This is a genomic window from Streptococcus sp. CF8_St5-17, assembly GCF_024295665.1.
GTDB lineage: Bacteria > Bacillota > Bacilli > Lactobacillales > Streptococcaceae > Streptococcus.
Window position 1 is genome coordinate 84,629 of sequence record NZ_JANCOU010000005.1, and the last position, 17,277, is coordinate 101,905.

At 34.4% G+C, this 17,277-nt stretch carries 13 protein-coding genes and 2 pseudogenes; 6 read left to right on the forward strand and 9 right to left on the reverse strand.

The genetic code is table 11. The annotated features are described in order from the left end of the window. Positions 1-135 precede the first annotated feature (135 nt). Entirely contained in the window at positions 136-1,698 is a 1,563-nt protein-coding gene (gene guaA, locus NMM19_RS05600) for a glutamine-hydrolyzing GMP synthase (protein ID WP_254730377.1), read from the forward strand. 368 nt (positions 1,699-2,066) lie between these two features. Here the strand turns inward: guaA and NMM19_RS05605 are convergent. Continuing rightward, positions 2,067-2,340, reverse strand: a pseudogene (locus NMM19_RS05605) (hypothetical protein). Between the two features lie 147 nt (positions 2,341-2,487). Between NMM19_RS05605 and NMM19_RS05610 the strand changes: the two are divergent. Both NMM19_RS05610 and NMM19_RS05615 read left to right on the forward strand, forming a co-directional pair. Next, on the forward strand, positions 2,488-2,676 hold the full coding sequence (locus NMM19_RS05610) for a hypothetical protein (protein ID WP_000171300.1): 189 nt from the start codon (positions 2,488-2,490) through the stop codon (positions 2,674-2,676). Then, complete coding sequence (locus NMM19_RS05615; RefSeq protein ID WP_254730382.1) at positions 2,669-3,280, forward strand: Fic family protein; 612 nt, start codon at positions 2,669-2,671, stop codon at positions 3,278-3,280. The genes NMM19_RS05610 and NMM19_RS05615 overlap by 8 nt, the downstream gene beginning before the upstream one ends. A gap of 379 nt (positions 3,281-3,659) precedes the next feature. Here NMM19_RS05615 and NMM19_RS05620 read toward each other — a convergent pair whose 3' ends face one another. The 3 genes from NMM19_RS05620 to NMM19_RS05630 are packed head-to-tail and all read right to left on the reverse strand — an operon-like array spanning position 3,660 to position 5,856. After that, positions 3,660-4,349 (reverse strand): hypothetical protein, encoded by a 690-nt coding sequence (locus tag NMM19_RS05620; protein ID WP_254730385.1) that lies wholly within the window; start codon positions 4,347-4,349, stop codon positions 3,660-3,662. After that, positions 4,342-5,142, reverse strand: a complete 801-nt coding sequence (locus tag NMM19_RS05625; RefSeq protein WP_254730388.1) for a hypothetical protein — start codon at positions 5,140-5,142, stop codon at positions 4,342-4,344. Before NMM19_RS05625 ends, NMM19_RS05620 begins: the two co-directional genes overlap by 8 nt. Before the next feature lie 6 nt (positions 5,143-5,148). Further along, the gene (locus NMM19_RS05630; protein WP_254730391.1) at positions 5,149-5,856 is read right to left on the reverse strand and encodes an ABC transporter ATP-binding protein; all 708 of its coding nucleotides are present in this window, start codon (positions 5,854-5,856) and stop codon (positions 5,149-5,151) included. 771 nt (positions 5,857-6,627) lie between these two features. Between NMM19_RS05630 and NMM19_RS05635 the strand changes: the two genes are divergently transcribed. Further along, the gene (locus tag NMM19_RS05635) at positions 6,628-7,299 is read left to right on the forward strand and encodes a response regulator transcription factor (protein ID WP_254730406.1); all 672 of its coding nucleotides are present in this window, start codon (positions 6,628-6,630) and stop codon (positions 7,297-7,299) included. Continuing rightward, complete coding sequence (locus NMM19_RS05640; protein ID WP_254730409.1) at positions 7,284-8,360, forward strand: sensor histidine kinase KdpD; 1,077 nt, start codon at positions 7,284-7,286, stop codon at positions 8,358-8,360. The genes NMM19_RS05635 and NMM19_RS05640 overlap by 16 nt, the downstream gene beginning before the upstream one ends. A gap of 196 nt (positions 8,361-8,556) precedes the next feature. Here the strand turns inward: NMM19_RS05640 and NMM19_RS05645 are convergent. The 3 genes and pseudogenes from NMM19_RS05645 to NMM19_RS08370 all read right to left on the reverse strand — a co-directional run. Continuing rightward, a pseudogene (locus tag NMM19_RS05645) lies at positions 8,557-8,821 on the reverse strand (helix-turn-helix domain-containing protein); the annotation flags it as partial. Positions 8,822-9,060: 239 nt separating this feature from the next. After that, a complete protein-coding gene (locus NMM19_RS05650) occupies positions 9,061-9,447 on the reverse strand; it encodes a hypothetical protein (protein WP_254730412.1) in 387 nt (128 codons plus the stop codon). Continuing rightward, a complete protein-coding gene (locus tag NMM19_RS08370; protein WP_302851387.1) occupies positions 9,434-9,562 on the reverse strand; it encodes a hypothetical protein in 129 nt (42 codons plus the stop codon). Before NMM19_RS08370 ends, NMM19_RS05650 begins: the two co-directional genes overlap by 14 nt. Positions 9,563-10,505: 943 nt before the next feature. Here NMM19_RS08370 and NMM19_RS05655 point away from each other — a divergent pair. Beyond that, the gene (locus tag NMM19_RS05655; protein ID WP_254730415.1) at positions 10,506-11,516 is read left to right on the forward strand and encodes a site-specific integrase; all 1,011 of its coding nucleotides are present in this window, start codon (positions 10,506-10,508) and stop codon (positions 11,514-11,516) included. Positions 11,517-11,606: 90 nt separating this feature from the next. Here the strand turns inward: NMM19_RS05655 and NMM19_RS05660 are convergent, their stop codons facing one another. Continuing rightward, positions 11,607-11,993: a hypothetical protein gene (locus NMM19_RS05660; RefSeq protein WP_229102044.1), complete on the reverse strand. Its 387-nt coding sequence runs from the start codon at positions 11,991-11,993 to the stop codon at positions 11,607-11,609. A gap of 148 nt (positions 11,994-12,141) precedes the next feature. Further along, positions 12,142-17,175 (reverse strand): SEC10/PgrA surface exclusion domain-containing protein, encoded by a 5,034-nt coding sequence (locus NMM19_RS05665; RefSeq protein ID WP_254730423.1) that lies wholly within the window; start codon positions 17,173-17,175, stop codon positions 12,142-12,144. Positions 17,176-17,277 lie beyond the last annotated feature (102 nt).

A 17,277-nucleotide genomic window follows, 5' to 3' on the forward strand; every position in this document is an offset into this window, starting at 1 on the left:
ATCACTTCTTTTCTTTATTTTTTCCATTGTACCGTAACTCATAGGGAAAAGTCAAACCGCACTTGTTTAGTTGGTAATTCTAACCCTTTTATGATAGAATATTCAAGAAGATATTTCTTTTAAGAAAGGGAAAAGATGAGCAACATTTCAACTGATTTGCAAGATGTCGAAAAGATCATCGTACTGGACTATGGTAGCCAGTATAACCAACTTATCTCACGCCGTATCCGTGAGATTGGTGTCTTTTCAGAACTAAAAAGTCACAAGATTTCGGCTGACGAAGTCCGTGCTATCAATCCTATCGGGATTGTACTTTCAGGTGGTCCAAACTCTGTTTACGAAGAAGGATCGTTTGATATTGATCCAGAAATTTTTGAACTTGGAATTCCGATTTTGGGAATCTGTTATGGTATGCAGCTATTGACTCACAAGCTTGGAGGAAAAGTTGTTCCTGCAGGTGACGCTGGTAACCGTGAATACGGTCAATCAACATTGACTCACACAGAATCTGCTCTTTTTGCTGGAACTCCAGAAGAACAACTTGTCTTGATGAGCCACGGAGATGCTGTTACAGAAATTCCTGCTGATTTCATTCGTACTGGTACATCAGCTGACTGTCCTTATGCATCAATCGAAAATCCAGACAAGAAAATCTATGGTATCCAATTCCACCCAGAGGTTCGTCATTCAGTTCACGGCTATGATATCCTTCGTAACTTTGCCTTGAATATCTGTGGTGCCAAAGGTGACTGGACTATGGATAACTTTATCGAGATGCAAATCAAACAAATCCGTGAAAAGGTTGGAGACAAACGTGTTCTCCTTGGTCTTTCAGGTGGTGTTGACTCTTCTGTTGTTGGGGTTCTTCTCCAAAAAGCAATCGGCGATCAATTGATCTGTATCTTTGTAGACCACGGTCTTCTCCGTAAAGAGGAGGCTGACCAAGTTATGGATATGCTTGGTGGTAAGTTTGGTTTGAACATTGTCAAAGCTGATGCTGCCAAACGCTTCCTTGATAAATTGGCTGGTGTGTCTGATCCAGAACAAAAACGTAAGATTATCGGTAACGAGTTTGTCTATGTCTTTGATGATGAAGCAAGCAAGCTAAAAGACGTGAAATTCTTGGCACAAGGAACACTATATACAGACGTTATCGAGTCAGGTACGGATACTGCTCAAACCATCAAGTCTCATCACAACGTTGGTGGACTTCCAGAAGACATGCAGTTTGAACTTATCGAGCCGCTAAATACTCTTTACAAGGATGAAGTTCGTGCCCTCGGTACTGAGCTTGGTATGCCAGATAATATCGTATGGCGCCAACCATTCCCAGGTCCAGGTCTTGCTATCCGTGTCATGGGTGAAATCACTGAAGAAAAACTTGAGACAGTCCGTGAATCAGACGCTATCCTTCGTGAAGAAATCGCTAAAGCTGGTCTTGACCGCGACATTTGGCAATACTTCACTGTTAACACTGGCGTTCGTTCAGTAGGTGTTATGGGAGATGGCCGTACTTATGACTACACCATCGCTATCCGTGCTATCACTTCTATCGACGGAATGACAGCTGACTTTGCGAAGATTCCTTGGGAAGTTCTTCAAAAGATCTCAGTACGTATCGTAAATGAGGTTGACCACGTTAATCGCATCGTCTACGATATTACAAGTAAACCACCTGCAACCGTTGAGTGGGAATGATTTATAAACATGATTTGAAGTGAAATGGTTGATTTAACAGCATTTTCAGTTGTTATAAAAGGTTAAAAATAAATCAAAATTGATTGGTTCCCCACCAAAAATCCCACCAGAAATATTCTGATGGGATTTTTTTATATTAAATTTTATTCTTCTATTATTTGATGCTTTACGAGCTTTCTTAAGACCTGGTTGGAAACATTTTTACTTGAATAAGTTTCAATATCCGCTTAAAATCAATGTTTTTCCACATTTACAGAAAACAGAATTTCATCTAATTTGAATCAATTTCAGTTGTATGGTGTGAATTTTACCCTAAAAATACACAAATTGAGCTAGATTTTACCAAAAAGTTCACACCATTGGTTCAATTATCTTTTGTTACGTACGTTTTTCTTAGATGATAGACTTCCTAATGTATTTCTTATAGCATTTGAGCAAACCTCCGTTAAAGGTTCTCCTATTGCCTCCTTGTAATTAAATCCTAATAGTTGCATAGTCTTTAAAATTTCGTAATTTATCGGCGTTACGTTCTTCCTTTAATGATTGAATTTTACTATTCACTAGTGTTGTTGTTCCCTTAAATGTTAGAGTTCCCAATTCAATCCCTGCTTTTACTAAAGCTTCTGTAATATATGGCTCCATGCTATACCGCTGTTATTTCTTTTTATAATAAAACTATTTTATCATAAATCTACATTAAACATAATATATCTTTTAGTCTCTATCCCTTTAGGTAAAAATACCGATTTTATGGTATAATAAAGGTAACGTTATATAAGGAGGTGTGCCATGACTCTTGATGTAAATAAAGAAGAATTAACAATTTTAGGGATTCCCTTTGATAATTTTTCAGATTTCGATACCGTCTGGTATGCTATTGGATCATCAATGATTGAAAATTATGAACCTACTGTTCAAGATGTGATTGATTTAAAAACTTATGTTGTCAATAGACGAAAGGAATTGAATATTGGTTAAAAATCAATACGAAGGCTATAAGTACATTGACCCTAATCACGAATATACCTATCCAAATTCCACAGTCTTAATCAATAAACAAAATGTTACAAATATTGAAGAAGCCTACCGAAATGAACACTTATTCGTTACTAAAAGACTTGCAGACTTGCGCTTGAAAGCCATTAAAGTCTATTCCATGAGTAATATTTTAGCCATTCATAACTATTTGTTTCAAGATGTTTATGCCTGGTCAGGACAATATCGCAAGGTGAATATCTCTAAAAGTGGTAATCCTTTTATGTCGATACAGTCGTTTAATGCTGCAGAAACCTATATAAATCATCTCATTCACTCCTATTATCAAACTGCCAACTCAAAAGATGAGATCATTAAACATTTAGCAAAAATTCTTGATAATCTTAATTATTTCCATCCCTTTCGAGAAGGTAATGGACGAACTCAACGAGAAGTTATTCGTTCCTTAGCATTATCAAAAGGGTATTCTGCACAAATACGAGTGGAACAAGATGATGAAGTTTACAACCTTTATATGGACGGAACCGTCTATGGAGACTTAGGGAAGTTAGAAGAATTATTTGGTAAAATATTAAAAGAAATATAGGTTTAATACTTGACAATTACAGAAGTGAAGTAAGCATTCAATACGAATCAATACATAAGAAAAACGCTGATTTCAAGCGTTTTTTCTTTTTGTTAAATGCGATATATTGAACTGTATTTTAATTCAAACTCTACCTTTTTTGAAATAAGAATAATGATTCGGATATTTAAAAAAAAGAGGAACTTTAGTGTGAAGCTCCTCTTTCTTATTTGTTCTTTTACTTATAAATCGTATGACCTGGCTTGGAAAGTATGAGTTTCAGTTGGACTAAAAATAGCATAATATCAAGTTTTTTCAGAACGATATTTACTGATTGATTTCATAAAATTTGAATCAATATTTTAAAAATTCTCCGAACGTGACTTCTGAATGTTTTTGACTATTCATTTTTCAACCTCTTTTTGACTTTCAAATATATTAATAGTAGTAAAATCAAATTCCACAATAATAATATGATATGACTAGCAGATATTGCTGATATTTTAAAACTTTCAGAAATAGTTTCATAATAAATATATGGTAAAGCTCCAGGAAATACACGTTCAATATAGGGTATAACTAATATTGGAAATAGCAGTAAAGCAGCTAATGCTGTCATCGAACTCTTAAAAAATAAAGTTAAATAATATGCAATGAAGAAACACAAAACGCTACTAAATAGATAAGAGATAAACTGTATTACGCTAACTTCTTTAATAGTTCCTTTAAAAATGAAGAAACTTACGATAACCAAGAATGATAGAATGGCTTGTAATACACAGTCTATCATCTCAACAATAATGATTTTTTGTGTACTGCTATTCTTGTTTCCGGTTAATAAATAGACTATTTTAGATTCTGGATTCTCGACTTCCAGAGAGCCATTTATCAGTCCACCTATCATAAATAAATAAGATGTAATTACCAAAATTTGATTAATTGATAACACAATATAATTATCATTGATTTCAAATGTTATCAAACTAAGAATACAGGTAAATAGAACAAGCAATAACTGACTTAAAATTTGTATTTTCACTGCATTCAAACTATATTTTTTATAAATAAGAGCATATACTATTTCATCCATATTTCTTGTCCTTCTGATTTTTATACCAAGCTTTAATATACATCAAAATAGTTATTATTGATGCTTGAGATAATAATAATAACAAACCATACATTTCCGAAGGATTGTTATTTTCTACTCTTCCAAATGCAAATGACTTTGCACCTATTAGAGGGAGTAAATTTTCAAGTGTCGGAGAAACGACTTTCAATATGCCTGATAAAGTTATAATAAGAATACTTACAATAACAATGACAGATGGAATAGGCTTTCTTGTTATTTTTACTAAAAACATTGAAAGCAATGTCAATGTTATGGCAAAGATAATGATTCTTAACGTCACTTCTAAAACAAGACCTAGGCTAAGATAATTTTGCAATGTTTCATCTAACATCACATAGAGCATTGCACTATTTATTAGGGATAGAACAACTGTCAACGTACTGGCTACAATAATTCCAGAACAAATCTGACCTGTTAAAATCGTCTGCCATTTTGGTGTTAGTAATTTGGTTAATGATTCCTGACCAAATTTGTACTCCGTAGATAGAATCAGTGCAAATAAGATTGGAAAAAATAGAATACTAGATTGATAAGGGGAAGATAATACAGCATCTCTTACTGTTTGAAACTTCGTTAATTGACTAGTTGTTTCTTCAAGCATAAGGATCTCTGTATTACCATTTGCTATCGCATTGATGACTTGAATATTTTGAAAGGTAAAGAATACACTGATTCCAATCACAATTGCTACACCCATCCAAAAGAGTGGCAATGATAATATTTTGTATAGTTCACTACGCGTATTTTTCATAAAGCATTACCCCATCTCATTTGTGACAGATTTAAAATATGCTTCCTCAAAAGAGCCATATTTTTCAAGAATATTTTTGCTGCTACCATCAATAACAACCTTACCATTAGATAATCCTACAATTTTATCAACCGTAAGTTCTAACTCATTCATATAATGGCTTGTGATTAAAACAATTTTATCGTCTCTTACAAATTCTCTTAGAAACTCTCTAACCCATCTAATTCCATCTGGATCGAGTCCATTAATCGGTTCATCCAAAATAAGTATCTTAGGATTCGCTAAAATAGCCGTAGCTAGCCCCAGTCTTTGCTTCATTCCAAGAGAGTAGTCTTTTATCTTTTTATTGCCAACATCTTGAAGACCAACTATTTTTAAACATTCTAAACATCTTTGCTTATCTATACCACTAGTTAAAGCAATCCACCTTAAGTGACTATAGGCCGTCCTTGTTGGGTTGGGTTGAATATTATCTAGGAATGCACCTACATATCTGAAGGGATATTTTCCCAATTCTTCATAAACTTTTCCATCAAAAGTCGCTCTGCCTTCATCTGGTGAAATCAAGCCAAGCAATATTTTTATTAAAGTTGATTTACCAGATCCATTTGGCCCAATTAGTGCCGTTACTTCTCCCTCTTTTGCTGTAAACGAAACCTCTGAAAGAACACTCTTACTACTAAAACCTTTGCTAATTTTCTCAATTTGTATCATTTATCTTTTCCACCTTTTACAAATATAATTTTTTGAAATTTATATAAATCTATTTCTTCACCAATTGGTACCCCATCAATTTTAACCCTTTCATGAGCTATAAATGGTGATACCTGAAATCACGAAATCCAATCTGGAGTTCGCTTAGCTATTATTCCCCATAGTATAACTGCAACGGACCTTTGTAGACAACCATTCCCTGCACATCTAACATTAATTGAATTTATAGATGTACGCCATTGTTCTACTTCCGCTGGAGTAGCACTTTGAGTGCTTTTACTTAATTTCTCAATAATTTTAGATAGTTTCTTAGGAGGTAATTTAATTAAAAAAATGATCTCCTTCCTATTATTCATATCACCCTATAGCAATTTCAATCGAGTAACAACTATGTTTACCTGCTAAACCCTGAGCAAATTGATTTAACTTACCACATATATTACTGATTTGGAGTTTTGAACTACTCTCAGAAAAATATGCTATAGAATAATTCCAAATCCCTCATAGTGACTATTAGGGCAGATGATAAGTTGTCATCTACATTTCATATTCTACAAAACAAATATCGGAAAAATATCAGAATTTCTGATTTCTATGTAATTTTTTGATTCCAGATTATCGCATTGTCATATACTAGTGATAGAAGTAACAGACTATATACTCATTTCCATAAGAAGAATGTATTATTTAGATTATTATCACCCCATATCATTACTTGAGGGTAAATATGGTACAATATGATTAGAATATATTTTCAAGGGAGAGTCAATTGTGAAATATAAAGTTCTAGTCGTAGATGATGATATTGCTATTTTAAGACTCATTAAAAATGTTCTAGAGAGTAAAAACTTTGTCGTGGAGACACGAACTGCTATTCCTGAAATTGATATCTGTCATTTTATCGGCTATGATTTAATTATTTTAGATATCATGATGCCCCACGATGGAATTGAAATCTGTAAGTATATCCGAGAATTTATTTCTGTTCCAATCATATTTTTAACATCCAAAAATTTAGAAGAAGATATTGTATATGGCATACAGTCCGGTGCAGATGACTATATCACAAAGCCATTCAGCATACCTGAACTAGTAGCAAGAGTACAGATGCATATCCGTAGAGACGTACGCAATAATGATTCTAGTGATATTCTACAATTTGGACCTCTTGCAATTGATAAAATTAAAGAAGAACTTAGAATTATGGATATACATATTCCCACTACAAAAAGAGAGTTCCAATTAATTTTGTTACTCTCCAGCAATCCAAATAGAACATTTTCAAACGACGAACTCTTTGATTACCTTTATCCTCATGATTCTGAAACACAGGGGAGATCAATTACAGAGTATGTATACCAAATAAGGCAAAAATTAAAACCTTATGACATTAATCCAATTAAAACAATCTGGGGAGGTGGTTATCAATGGGTAACGCTCTGACTTTTAACCAACTGATTAAACAGACATATTTTAAGATTTTAAGGCAATTCCTTATTAGTCTTTTCCTATTTTATTTGCTACCAATGTTGTTTACTGCATTTTCTAACATTACTGAAAAAAATGCAGGTGCATTTACCATCTATTTCAGTACGATTTCTTGGATTTATATTAGTCTAATTTTGTTTTCAATTATTGCTAAAAATATTAGTAATCTTTTAGAAAAGATAAAGCGAGAAACAAACATTGTTTATAATCAAAGTATACTGGTTGATACAAATGAACCTGACCTATCTAAGTTAACTTTAATCGAACTGATTGAAACAAGACAAAAAATTCAGGAAATGCAGTCAACGATTAAAAAAATGATTCAATCTGAAAAACAGCAAAAAAAGGAACTGATGTTTCAAGTATCAGCTGCAGCACATGATTTGAAAACACCTTTAACAGTTATTCAAGGAAATGCTCAATTTTTACAATCTATGGATATTACTGGAAATATTGGGCAATGTTTAGCAGACATCGAACTTGCCAGCCAACAACTTAATAGATACTTTAACCAGCTTATCAATTACTCTAAAACATTCTATAATGATACTTCCAATTGGGAGAGTTTATCTTCGGATTACTTACTTGAATTATTTGAACAAGAAATTAAGCTAATTACTGATAAAAAGGCTAATACTCAATTTTCAAACAACCTACCAACTCCTATCTATTTAACACTTAATCTAAATTTATTCCTACGAGCTATCCTAAATATTATCAATAATGCGATTGACCATTCAAAAAGCAATTATCCAGTAATAAGAGTAGACTACAAATTAATAGATAATAAATTTTACATTTCCATATGGAATAGCGATTCTTCATTCTCGGAGAATTTACTTGAGAAATACGGGTTACTATTCTATCAAGACAAACAGGCAACAAATTCAGAGAAAGGAAGTCATTTCGGAATTGGATTAGCATTTGTTAAGCGGGTAGCAAAAATTCATGGAGGACAAGTAAATTTGAGTAATTTTGAGAACGGTGCTCTTGTCACTATTTGTATGCCAGTCTAACCTTTAGTTTTCAAATATTTTTATGCCAATATGTTAATTATAGAGATTAGTCTATCAAAATATTCTCTTGAAATTTTGGATTAGCCTTATTAGTAGTACTATTTAACATTTTTACAAATTCTTCCAATCTTCTAGCAAGTCCCTCGTACTCATAAAGATAATGCTCTAGCTCCTCTTTAAGGTGGCGATTTTTTCATTGATTTGAAAGAGCAAAATCAAGACTTACACTTCTTAGTGAACGATCTTCAAGTAGCACTTTATCAATCATTTCTTGTTTTAGTTCTGGAGAATAGTAACAATTTTACCTTGCTTGACAATTTTTATTCCGTAATGGTCAATTAATATCACCATGTATTTTAGACCAGAAACATTCACACCAAATCTTTTCGAAGCTGTTTGAAGCTTTGTCCTTGTTTTCTTAATTCATATATTTGAACTCTATCTTCATAAGTTAATTTCATAATAAAAATACCCCGAAAGTTAGATTTTTTCTGTCTAACTTTTGGGGTGCAGTTCATAACAGGCGCAATTTACTTTTTTACTGAACTCATCAATTTAATTATCTTTTTTGTTACCCTTTGTGTTTTTTCTAATTATTCTTAAAGAATAAACTTTGGTAGAAATAGGGCGAAAAACAGAGCAGGCTTAGGCCTGTTTTTATATACCTATTAATGGGAAGATAACAAAATGTTATCTTTTCCTATTCATAATCTCTTAATTTACCTGTTTTGTACTGTTCAACCAATTCCCATAGATTATGAGTAGTTAAATCTGGTACAAACGTATACCATTTATTAGCCACGAATAACTCAACTAACATATCAATTGCGTATTTGAAATTTAAAATCTCATCCATTTCTGTAATACTATAATAAAGTTTATCATGGCAACAGTGATAAATAATCAAGTTCAACCTATCATCAATGAAATCAAATTCTAGCTCCTCTCCCTCGCGAGATAAAGTTAGATAAAAATTATATTCATCACGGCAAAAATTAACAGTAACATCAAAATCCGCTCCTGTTTCAATTTCGGTATTTACAGTCTCTAAAATTTTTTTAGATAAATAATTTTTATAAATTTGCATATTTTTTCTCCTTTAATTGTTTATTGAGTTTAAAAATAAATTGAATGATGCCAATCTCTGGAGGGCCAAGTTCATAAACTAGGCCTGTAATAAAAAAAGCATATGCTTCATACATATGTAACCTCCTTTTTTTCTCTCTATATATAGATTGCCATAAATTTCAAATTATAAAAATAAAAAATTAAAAAAACTGATAAAGGTATTGTTTACTTCTAAATTTTTTTGTAGTTTTTTCTCTTTCTCTCATCCCTCAGTTTTTTGCAATTTTAATTTTTCTGTGTGTTTAGCGTTGACAGAAACGTAAGTGTAAGTCACGCTAAACACACAGTACTAGGTAAAAGTGAATAACGTAAAAAATCTTATCCTAATTTTTTTATTTTATGATTTATGGCATACTAATAATATATAAATAATTGATTGAGTAGAGACGTAACTAATATAGCTACGTTTTTTTATGTTTGAAAGGAGGTAGCTATCGTGGAAACAGTAGGTTTAAGCTGTGTTAGGAAAGAACCAGTTTTGTATTTCATTTACTAATAAAAAATAAATGTATAGATATTAAAAGAAATGTCAATGGCATTTTTAAAAAAAATTTTTGTATTTCATTTACCAATAAAAAATAAATGTATAGATAATAAAAGTAATGTCAACAGCAGTTTAAAAAAAATTTTTTGATCATAACAAAGTAAAAAATCAAAGTATAAAAACGAAAGTAAATAACAAAAGTCTAAAAATCAAATACAAAAACTAGCTTAGCTCAGTCGCTAAATTCAGAGCAATTAAACCTGAAAAAGACTAACAAGAAAAAACAACAGATTTTTATCTGTAGGATGGAACTCTACATCTTATTTGAATTGAGTCAACTTGTCATGTTGTAAAATGACTTGGTTATCTTCTTAGCCATCAATTAAGAAGCGCCCTCAGCAAAGGGAAGATACTACATCAGTGAATATAAGCTTAAGTCACTGCACTACTTCAACTTGAATAAAAAAGACCTTAAGATTTTTCTTAAGATCTTCTTTAAAAGTAGACAATATACATATAGAAAGGAAAGAACTATGGCAAAGAAGAGACGTAGTCGTGCTGATCGACGAGAAGCTAAAGAGAAAGCTAAGAAACAACAGATAGATTCTCTAACAACTTTTGAGGGTCGGAAACAATTCGTCCAATCAAAAGGACTAACTAATCTAGTCACGCGCTTTAAAAAAGGAAAGGGTATCAAGCGCAATGAATCCAAAAAAACGGGAGAGGACATTCATTTAATCCATACCGACCGCACTCTTCATAACTACGCTGGGTCCTGGAGCAGATTTGCTTCCTTTGTTGCCTCAATAACTACTGCCGAAGATTTAGAAGCTCTTGAAAAATCTAACAATATTGAGGGATGTATTGACTTAGTAAATCAATACTTAGAACATTGTAAGAAATTAGGACTTTCTGCTCCAACTCAGTCAACCTACAAAGCAGCATTAGCCAAAGTCTTAGGTGTATCTTCTACTGCTTTTGTTGCAACAGATATTCGATATCGAGCCGACAAAAAGAATAATCGTTTGAAGTCTAATGACGACAGGATGTCTGAAGAAACAAATAATCGCTGGTTCTCAATCGTATCTGCCACTGGGCTACGTAAAAATGAATTAAAAGCTATTACAGGTGATTCTCTACATCAACGTGAAGATGGTCGATACTATCTTAAAATCATTGGTAAAAAGCATAAATCAAAAGGAGCCCGAGATCGTTGGGTTCCGATTATTACGCGAGACAAAGAAGAATTAGAGAGGCTTGTTGAAGAATTTAGGCTAGCTGGTAAAAAGCGTGTATTTCAAGTTCCATCTGCTTTAAAACCTCACAAATATCGTGCTGAATACGCAAAACGCCTTTATCTTCTTGTCGCACGAGACCCAAAAGACATCAAGGATAAAAAGGAAAAAATTTATCTACGAGGGGAATTAAAAGGCGTTGTCCTTGATCGAAAGGCTTGTTTAATTGTATCTCGGGCTCTCGGACACAATCGACCAGAAGAGTTTCAAAAGTCTTATGCATATAAGTTAATCGCACAAGCAAACTAATCAGCACTTCTAAAAAATAATGGTATATCTCTCCTTAAAATAAAAAAGGTAGTTCAAATTATTGAACTACCTTTTTTTAATACTATTTAGTTATTTTTGCTTTTCAAATGTCCCATCTTTTATAAGAAACTTACTTTGTAATGTTTTAGCTGTATCAAACTTAAAATCAAGTTTTTTCACTTCTTTAGCACCTTCTTCAGGCAATTCTGCTTTTGCACTAGATGCACCATCGATAGTAAATTTGATATATTTACCAGCTACTTTCCATGTTCCTTCTTTAGTTTCATCTTTATCATTAGTCACTTCAAGGCTGTTATCTTTTTTAAATTCTATCATAACATCATGCTCTTTATCATACCATGAGCCAACGAACTGGCTTGCTGGATCAGATTTTTGATTTAGGTAAAAGAACGTTCCACCCGCCACTAAAAGTGCTACAAGTACAGAAGCTACTATCACAATAATTTTTTTCATCATTTTTTCCTCCTAAAATACTAAAATGTATTGAATAAAAATTTTAAATCTTTTTTATAGAAATTAAAATACTAAAAATTTTATGTTGTATTCGTTCTGCCCTTATAAATAACTTACTATTCTAACAGAACTTTAACTTAGTATATCCCAGTTAATCACGTCTTCTAAGTGGTAATGCTAGACCAATTCCACTAAGTATAGTTCCTAGAACTACCATAAACATATTTTCACTTGAACCTGTATTTGGTAAAGTCGTATGGACACCATATCTAGGTTTATTTCCAACATAGATATAAGCTGGATTACTTAGAGCAGTTCTAAGTTTATCTGTTACCAGTTTATGCTCTATATTTTCTACTTTATGCTCTAGTTTCTCTACCTTAGAATCATGTCTATGATTCAATGATTCTTGAGGTTTATTATATGCCTTCTGATATGCAAGTAGAACAGCCTCATACTGAGCTTTGGCATCCAATTGGTTTTGGAGAAGAGTATTTAGTTTAGCTTGTTCTACTTCAAGTGTTTGAAGAGCTAGGCGGTGAGCCTCAAGAGCTTTTTCGTACTCATCTTTTGCAACTTCGTAGTTTTCAGAAGCATGGATGAGACTATCAAGGAGTTTTTCCATCTCTTTGATGCTGTCTTCGATTTTAGTAATCTCTGCACGAACAGCTTCTTCTTGAGCTTTCAAGTCATCTAGTTGAGCTTGAATAGTTGCTAGAACTTTTTCCTCTTCGGCTTGTTTTGCTTTGAGTTCTTCAAGAACTTTCTCTTCTTGTGCAAGTTCAGCTTGTGCTTGTTCCAAAGCTTCTTGTTTAGTCTTCACATCAGCAGTTAGGTTCTCAACAGCTACTTTAGCATCTGACAAGCGTTTCTCTGCAAGTTTTTCAGCTTCAAGAGCTTGGTCATAAGCTTCTTGGGCATCAGGAGTTAAGTCCTTAGTTGCTTCCAACTCTGCAATCACTTTGCGAGTAGCTGTAAGCTCATTATTAGCTTTTTTGTAAGTAGCTTGTGCCACTTCCAATTCAGCTTGTGTAGTTTTAACAAGACCTTCAGCGTCTTTCAAGGTTTGAATGGCATCTGCCAAAGCTTTACGTTTTTCTTGCAATCCTGCGTTTAGATTTTTAACGGCTGTTTCTGCATTTTCCAAACGAGTTTGAGCAGCCTTGTACTCTACTGTTGCTTGGTCAAATTTAGCTTGAGCATTAGGTGTTAAGTCTTTAATCGCAAGGAGTGAAGCAAGAGCATTTTGGATGTTTGAAAGCGTACTTGTTGCTTTAGCGTGTGCTTTTTCTGCGTTAGCTTTATTAGTTTGAGCAGTCGTGTTAGCTTTCTCAGCATCTTTCAAAGCTTGAATAGCATCAGCCAAAGCTTGGCGTTTCACTGCAAGGTCAGCGTTGAGGTTGTTGACGGCTGTTTCCGCATTTTCCAAACGAGTTTTAGCTGTGTTGTAGGCTAGTTGTGCTTGGTCAAATGTAACTTGTGCATCAGGAGTCAACTCTTTAATCGCATTTGCTTTATAAAGAGCATCTTTTGCGTTATCAAGTGCGGTAGAAGCGTTATTCTTAACAGAAGTTGCTTCTTTAAGAGTAGCTTGTGCATCCTTATCAGTTTGTTCTGCTTGGCGCAATTCTGACTTAGCTGTGTCGAGAGCTTCACTATTCGTCTTAATCTCGTTGTTAAGGTCAGTCAAGGCTTTCTCAGCTCTTGCAAGTCGTTTTTCAGCGGCTTGATGTTCTGCTTGTGCTGTATTGAGCTTAGCTTGAGCATCAGGAGTCAAGTCTTTAATGGCTTTGGTACGCTTAATAGCATCTTTAATGCTGTTAAGTTTGTCAACTGCATTGTTATGCTCAGTCGTTGCTTTTTCAAGACTTTCTTGCGCAACCTTGTTTGCGATTTTTGCTTTAGACAAGGCTTTTTCTGCTTCTTTGTAAGTAGCACGTTTGTTGTTAATCTCTTTTGTGAGATTTGCATAAGCAGTTTTTGCGTTTGTGTTGCGCAATTCAGCTTGGCTTAATTCTGACTTAGCAGTATTAAGAACACGTTCTGCATTAGGTGTCAAGTCTTGTGTATTCAATAAGGTGTTAAGACGACTTGTAGTAGTTGCTAGATTAGATTTTGCAGTTTCATCTGCACGTTTAGCAGCACTTAAACGACGTTGAGCGTTGTTGTGAGTGGCAAGGGCAGAAACCTGAGTTTTCTTAGCTTGCGCCAAGGCTTTTTCCATTTTGCTGGTGTCAAATGGAGTTGGGAGTGGTTTTGCGATACCATTATCAAAGTATTCATCCACATAAGTTTCTGTGGGTTCTCCAGTTTGTGGATTGCTTGAAATAACAGTACGAGCATCTTTTCCTGCAAAACGGACGAAGTGCATGCGCCCAACATTATTTGCAGTATAGCTAACATTGCCTCTAACTGCATTTTTACCGACTGGTTTTTCGCGTCCAACCATACCTTCCATGTGACCAAAGTTAGCATGGATATCGTTTGCCATAAAATCAAGAGTTGCATCATAAACTTCACGATAGAGTTGAGACATGGTAGCTTTACGAGTTTCTTGAATATTTCTTCCTCCGAGAGAACCTGAAATTCCAAGATTGAAAGTTGAACTCATAACCTCACCATTGAAACGAACGCCATCTACACCGTGATTATTAAGTGCATCAAAGCTATGTCCACTGTTATAAGGTTTATTTTCTTTTGCGTAATTTTGGGCAATCTTCTTAACCCCTTGAACAGACTCTTTGGTAACAACAAAATTATGTGTTCCCCAGATTTGGTCTTGGAGGTTATTTGCCATGAGGATATAATAGTGGCTCAAAGCTTTAATTTGCTCGTTAGTGATGTTATCCAAATCTACTAGAGTGTCGTCAATTGGAAGAACAATATTTTTATTGTCCCAGCCAGTAAAGACATTTTTCTTCGTTTCTGGATTCCAGACGAATTGTGGTTTTCCGAAATCATACTTACCACCCTTGTACCATGCTTGGATAGCGTTATTCAAGGCATGCTTGTTGGCTTCACTATCATCATTCAAGTAAGTCTTATATGCCGCAATGACATTTTGTGGCAATTGAGGAATGGTCAAATTCTTGATAGCAGAGATTTGTTTTTCAAGCGTATCAACAGCTTTATCTGCCTCATTCTTAGCTTTTTCAGCATTTCCAGCATCAGTTGTTGCATCAAGCAATTCTTGAGCAGTTGTGCGCTTAGTATCTTCTTGTTGACCTTTTAGAGTCTTCAACTCTTGGATGTCAGAGCGTTTTTGAGCATCTGTTTTTTTCGCATTTTCTAACTTGCGTTCAGCATCCTCTTTTTTAGATTGCTTAGTATCTAAGTCAGCTTTAGCATTGTCACGCTCTTCTGTAACACCTGGCAAACGGTTCTCAGATGAAGCAAGACTATCTTTTACATTTTTTTCATCTGCGGTAGTTTCTTGAAGTTTAGCGGAAGCAAGGTTTGCGCCACCTTGAGCTTTTGTTTCAGCTCTTTTAGTTTTAGCTTCTTCATCTTCAGCTTGAGTTTTAGCTTCATCCAACAAACGAAGTTGTTCAGCTTTTTCAGCATCTTTGCCTTTTGCATGTTCCAAGTTCGCAGTAGCATTTGTAAGAGTATTTTCTTTGGTTGCTAAGTCAGACTTGGCATCGTTACGTTCTTTTGTAACTCCAGCCACCTTTCCTTTAGAAGCATTTAGAGTTTCTTGAGCTGTCTTTTCAGCTTTTTTCTTATTCTTCAAGTCATCAGAAGCTTGGTTTGCGGCAGTTTGAGCATCAAGCAAATCGCCTTCTGCTTGCTTAAAGGTAGCATTAGCTTGGTTCAGAACGGTTGTTGCTCCAGCAATTTTTTCTGCACGTTTAGCATCTGCACGTTTAGCATTTTCCAAGTTTGTAGTAGCATCTTCAAGTTCTGATTTTTTAGTTTCTAAATCAGACTCAGCATCATCACGCTCATCAAAGATGGCTTTTGTGCCAGTTCCATCAAGAACTGCTTGGGCATTATCCTTGTTTTGTTTAGCGACATTACGTTTAGATGTAGCTTCATTTGCTTCATCAGTCGCATCTTGAAGAGTTTTTGCCGTAGAAGCACTTGTGAGTTCGGCATCTGTTTTCGCTTTTTCTAACCCAGCAATATCTTCTTTCTTTTTAGCATCAGTCTTTTTAGCATCATCTAAAGTTTTAGTTGCGTCTTGAAGAGTCGCTTCTTTAGTAGCTAAATCAGATTGTGCATTTTTACGCTCATCTAGGATAGCTGTTGTACCAGTTCCATCCAAAACAGCTTGAGCGTTGTCCTTGTTTTGTTTAGCAACATTACGTTTAGATGTAGCTTCGTTGTTAGCTTTAGTTGCATTTGAAAGAACATCAGCCGCTTGGTCAAAAGTGTTCTTTTGTTTTGCTTTAAGCTCTTTAGCATCATCTAAATTACGAGCTTTTGCGGCATCTGCATTTTGCGCTTGAGTCAGAGCTTTTTTAGCACCTTTAACAATTGTTTGTTTCGCTCCCAAGTCTTTCTTAGCATCTGTTTCTTCTTTGATAACCTTATCAGCACCAGTTCCATTTAGAACATTTTGAGCGTTCTGAACTTTCTTTTCTGCACCAGCAACCTTTTCAGCTTGCTTGTTTGTAGCTTCCGTAGCATCTTTAACAACAGCTTCTTGTGCATTTTTCTTTCCTTGCACTTGTTCTTGCTGTTCTTTCAAGGAATCAATTTTTTCTGTTTGTGCAGTCACTTCTTTCTTAGAAGCGTCAATCGCATTTTTTGTCCCTTCAATTGCTTCAGGAGTTGCAGCCTTTTTCTTTTGTTCAGCTTGTTCAAGCGCTTGCTTGGCAGAACTTTCTGTCGCAGAAGTTGTAACTTCTTGTTCTTTAGCTTTTTCAACAATAGGAGCTTGAGTTTCAACAGCTTGGTCAGCTTGGTCTTTGATTTCTTTTGCTTGTCCAACAACTTCTTGAGTTGGAGTCTTAGTTACAAGAGCAGTTCCATTTGAAACTTCAACGCCCTCGACTTGAGTGATGGAAGTTGTAGGCGAAGTTTGTACATGTTTTTCTTCAGCTACTGAATTGTCCGTTGTTTTTACATCAACTTGTTCATCTGCTTGTACAGATAGTGTTGAAAAACTTGTTAAAGCAACTCCTGCCGCTAGAGCAAGGGTTATTTTTTTCTTATTATTTTTACTTTTTCTTGATTTCATTTTTACCCACATAAAATTTGAAGCGTATCTGCCCCAAATCCAAGCCCTTCTTATAATATTACAAACGCTCTCATTATACCATTTTTATTTACTATTGTAAAT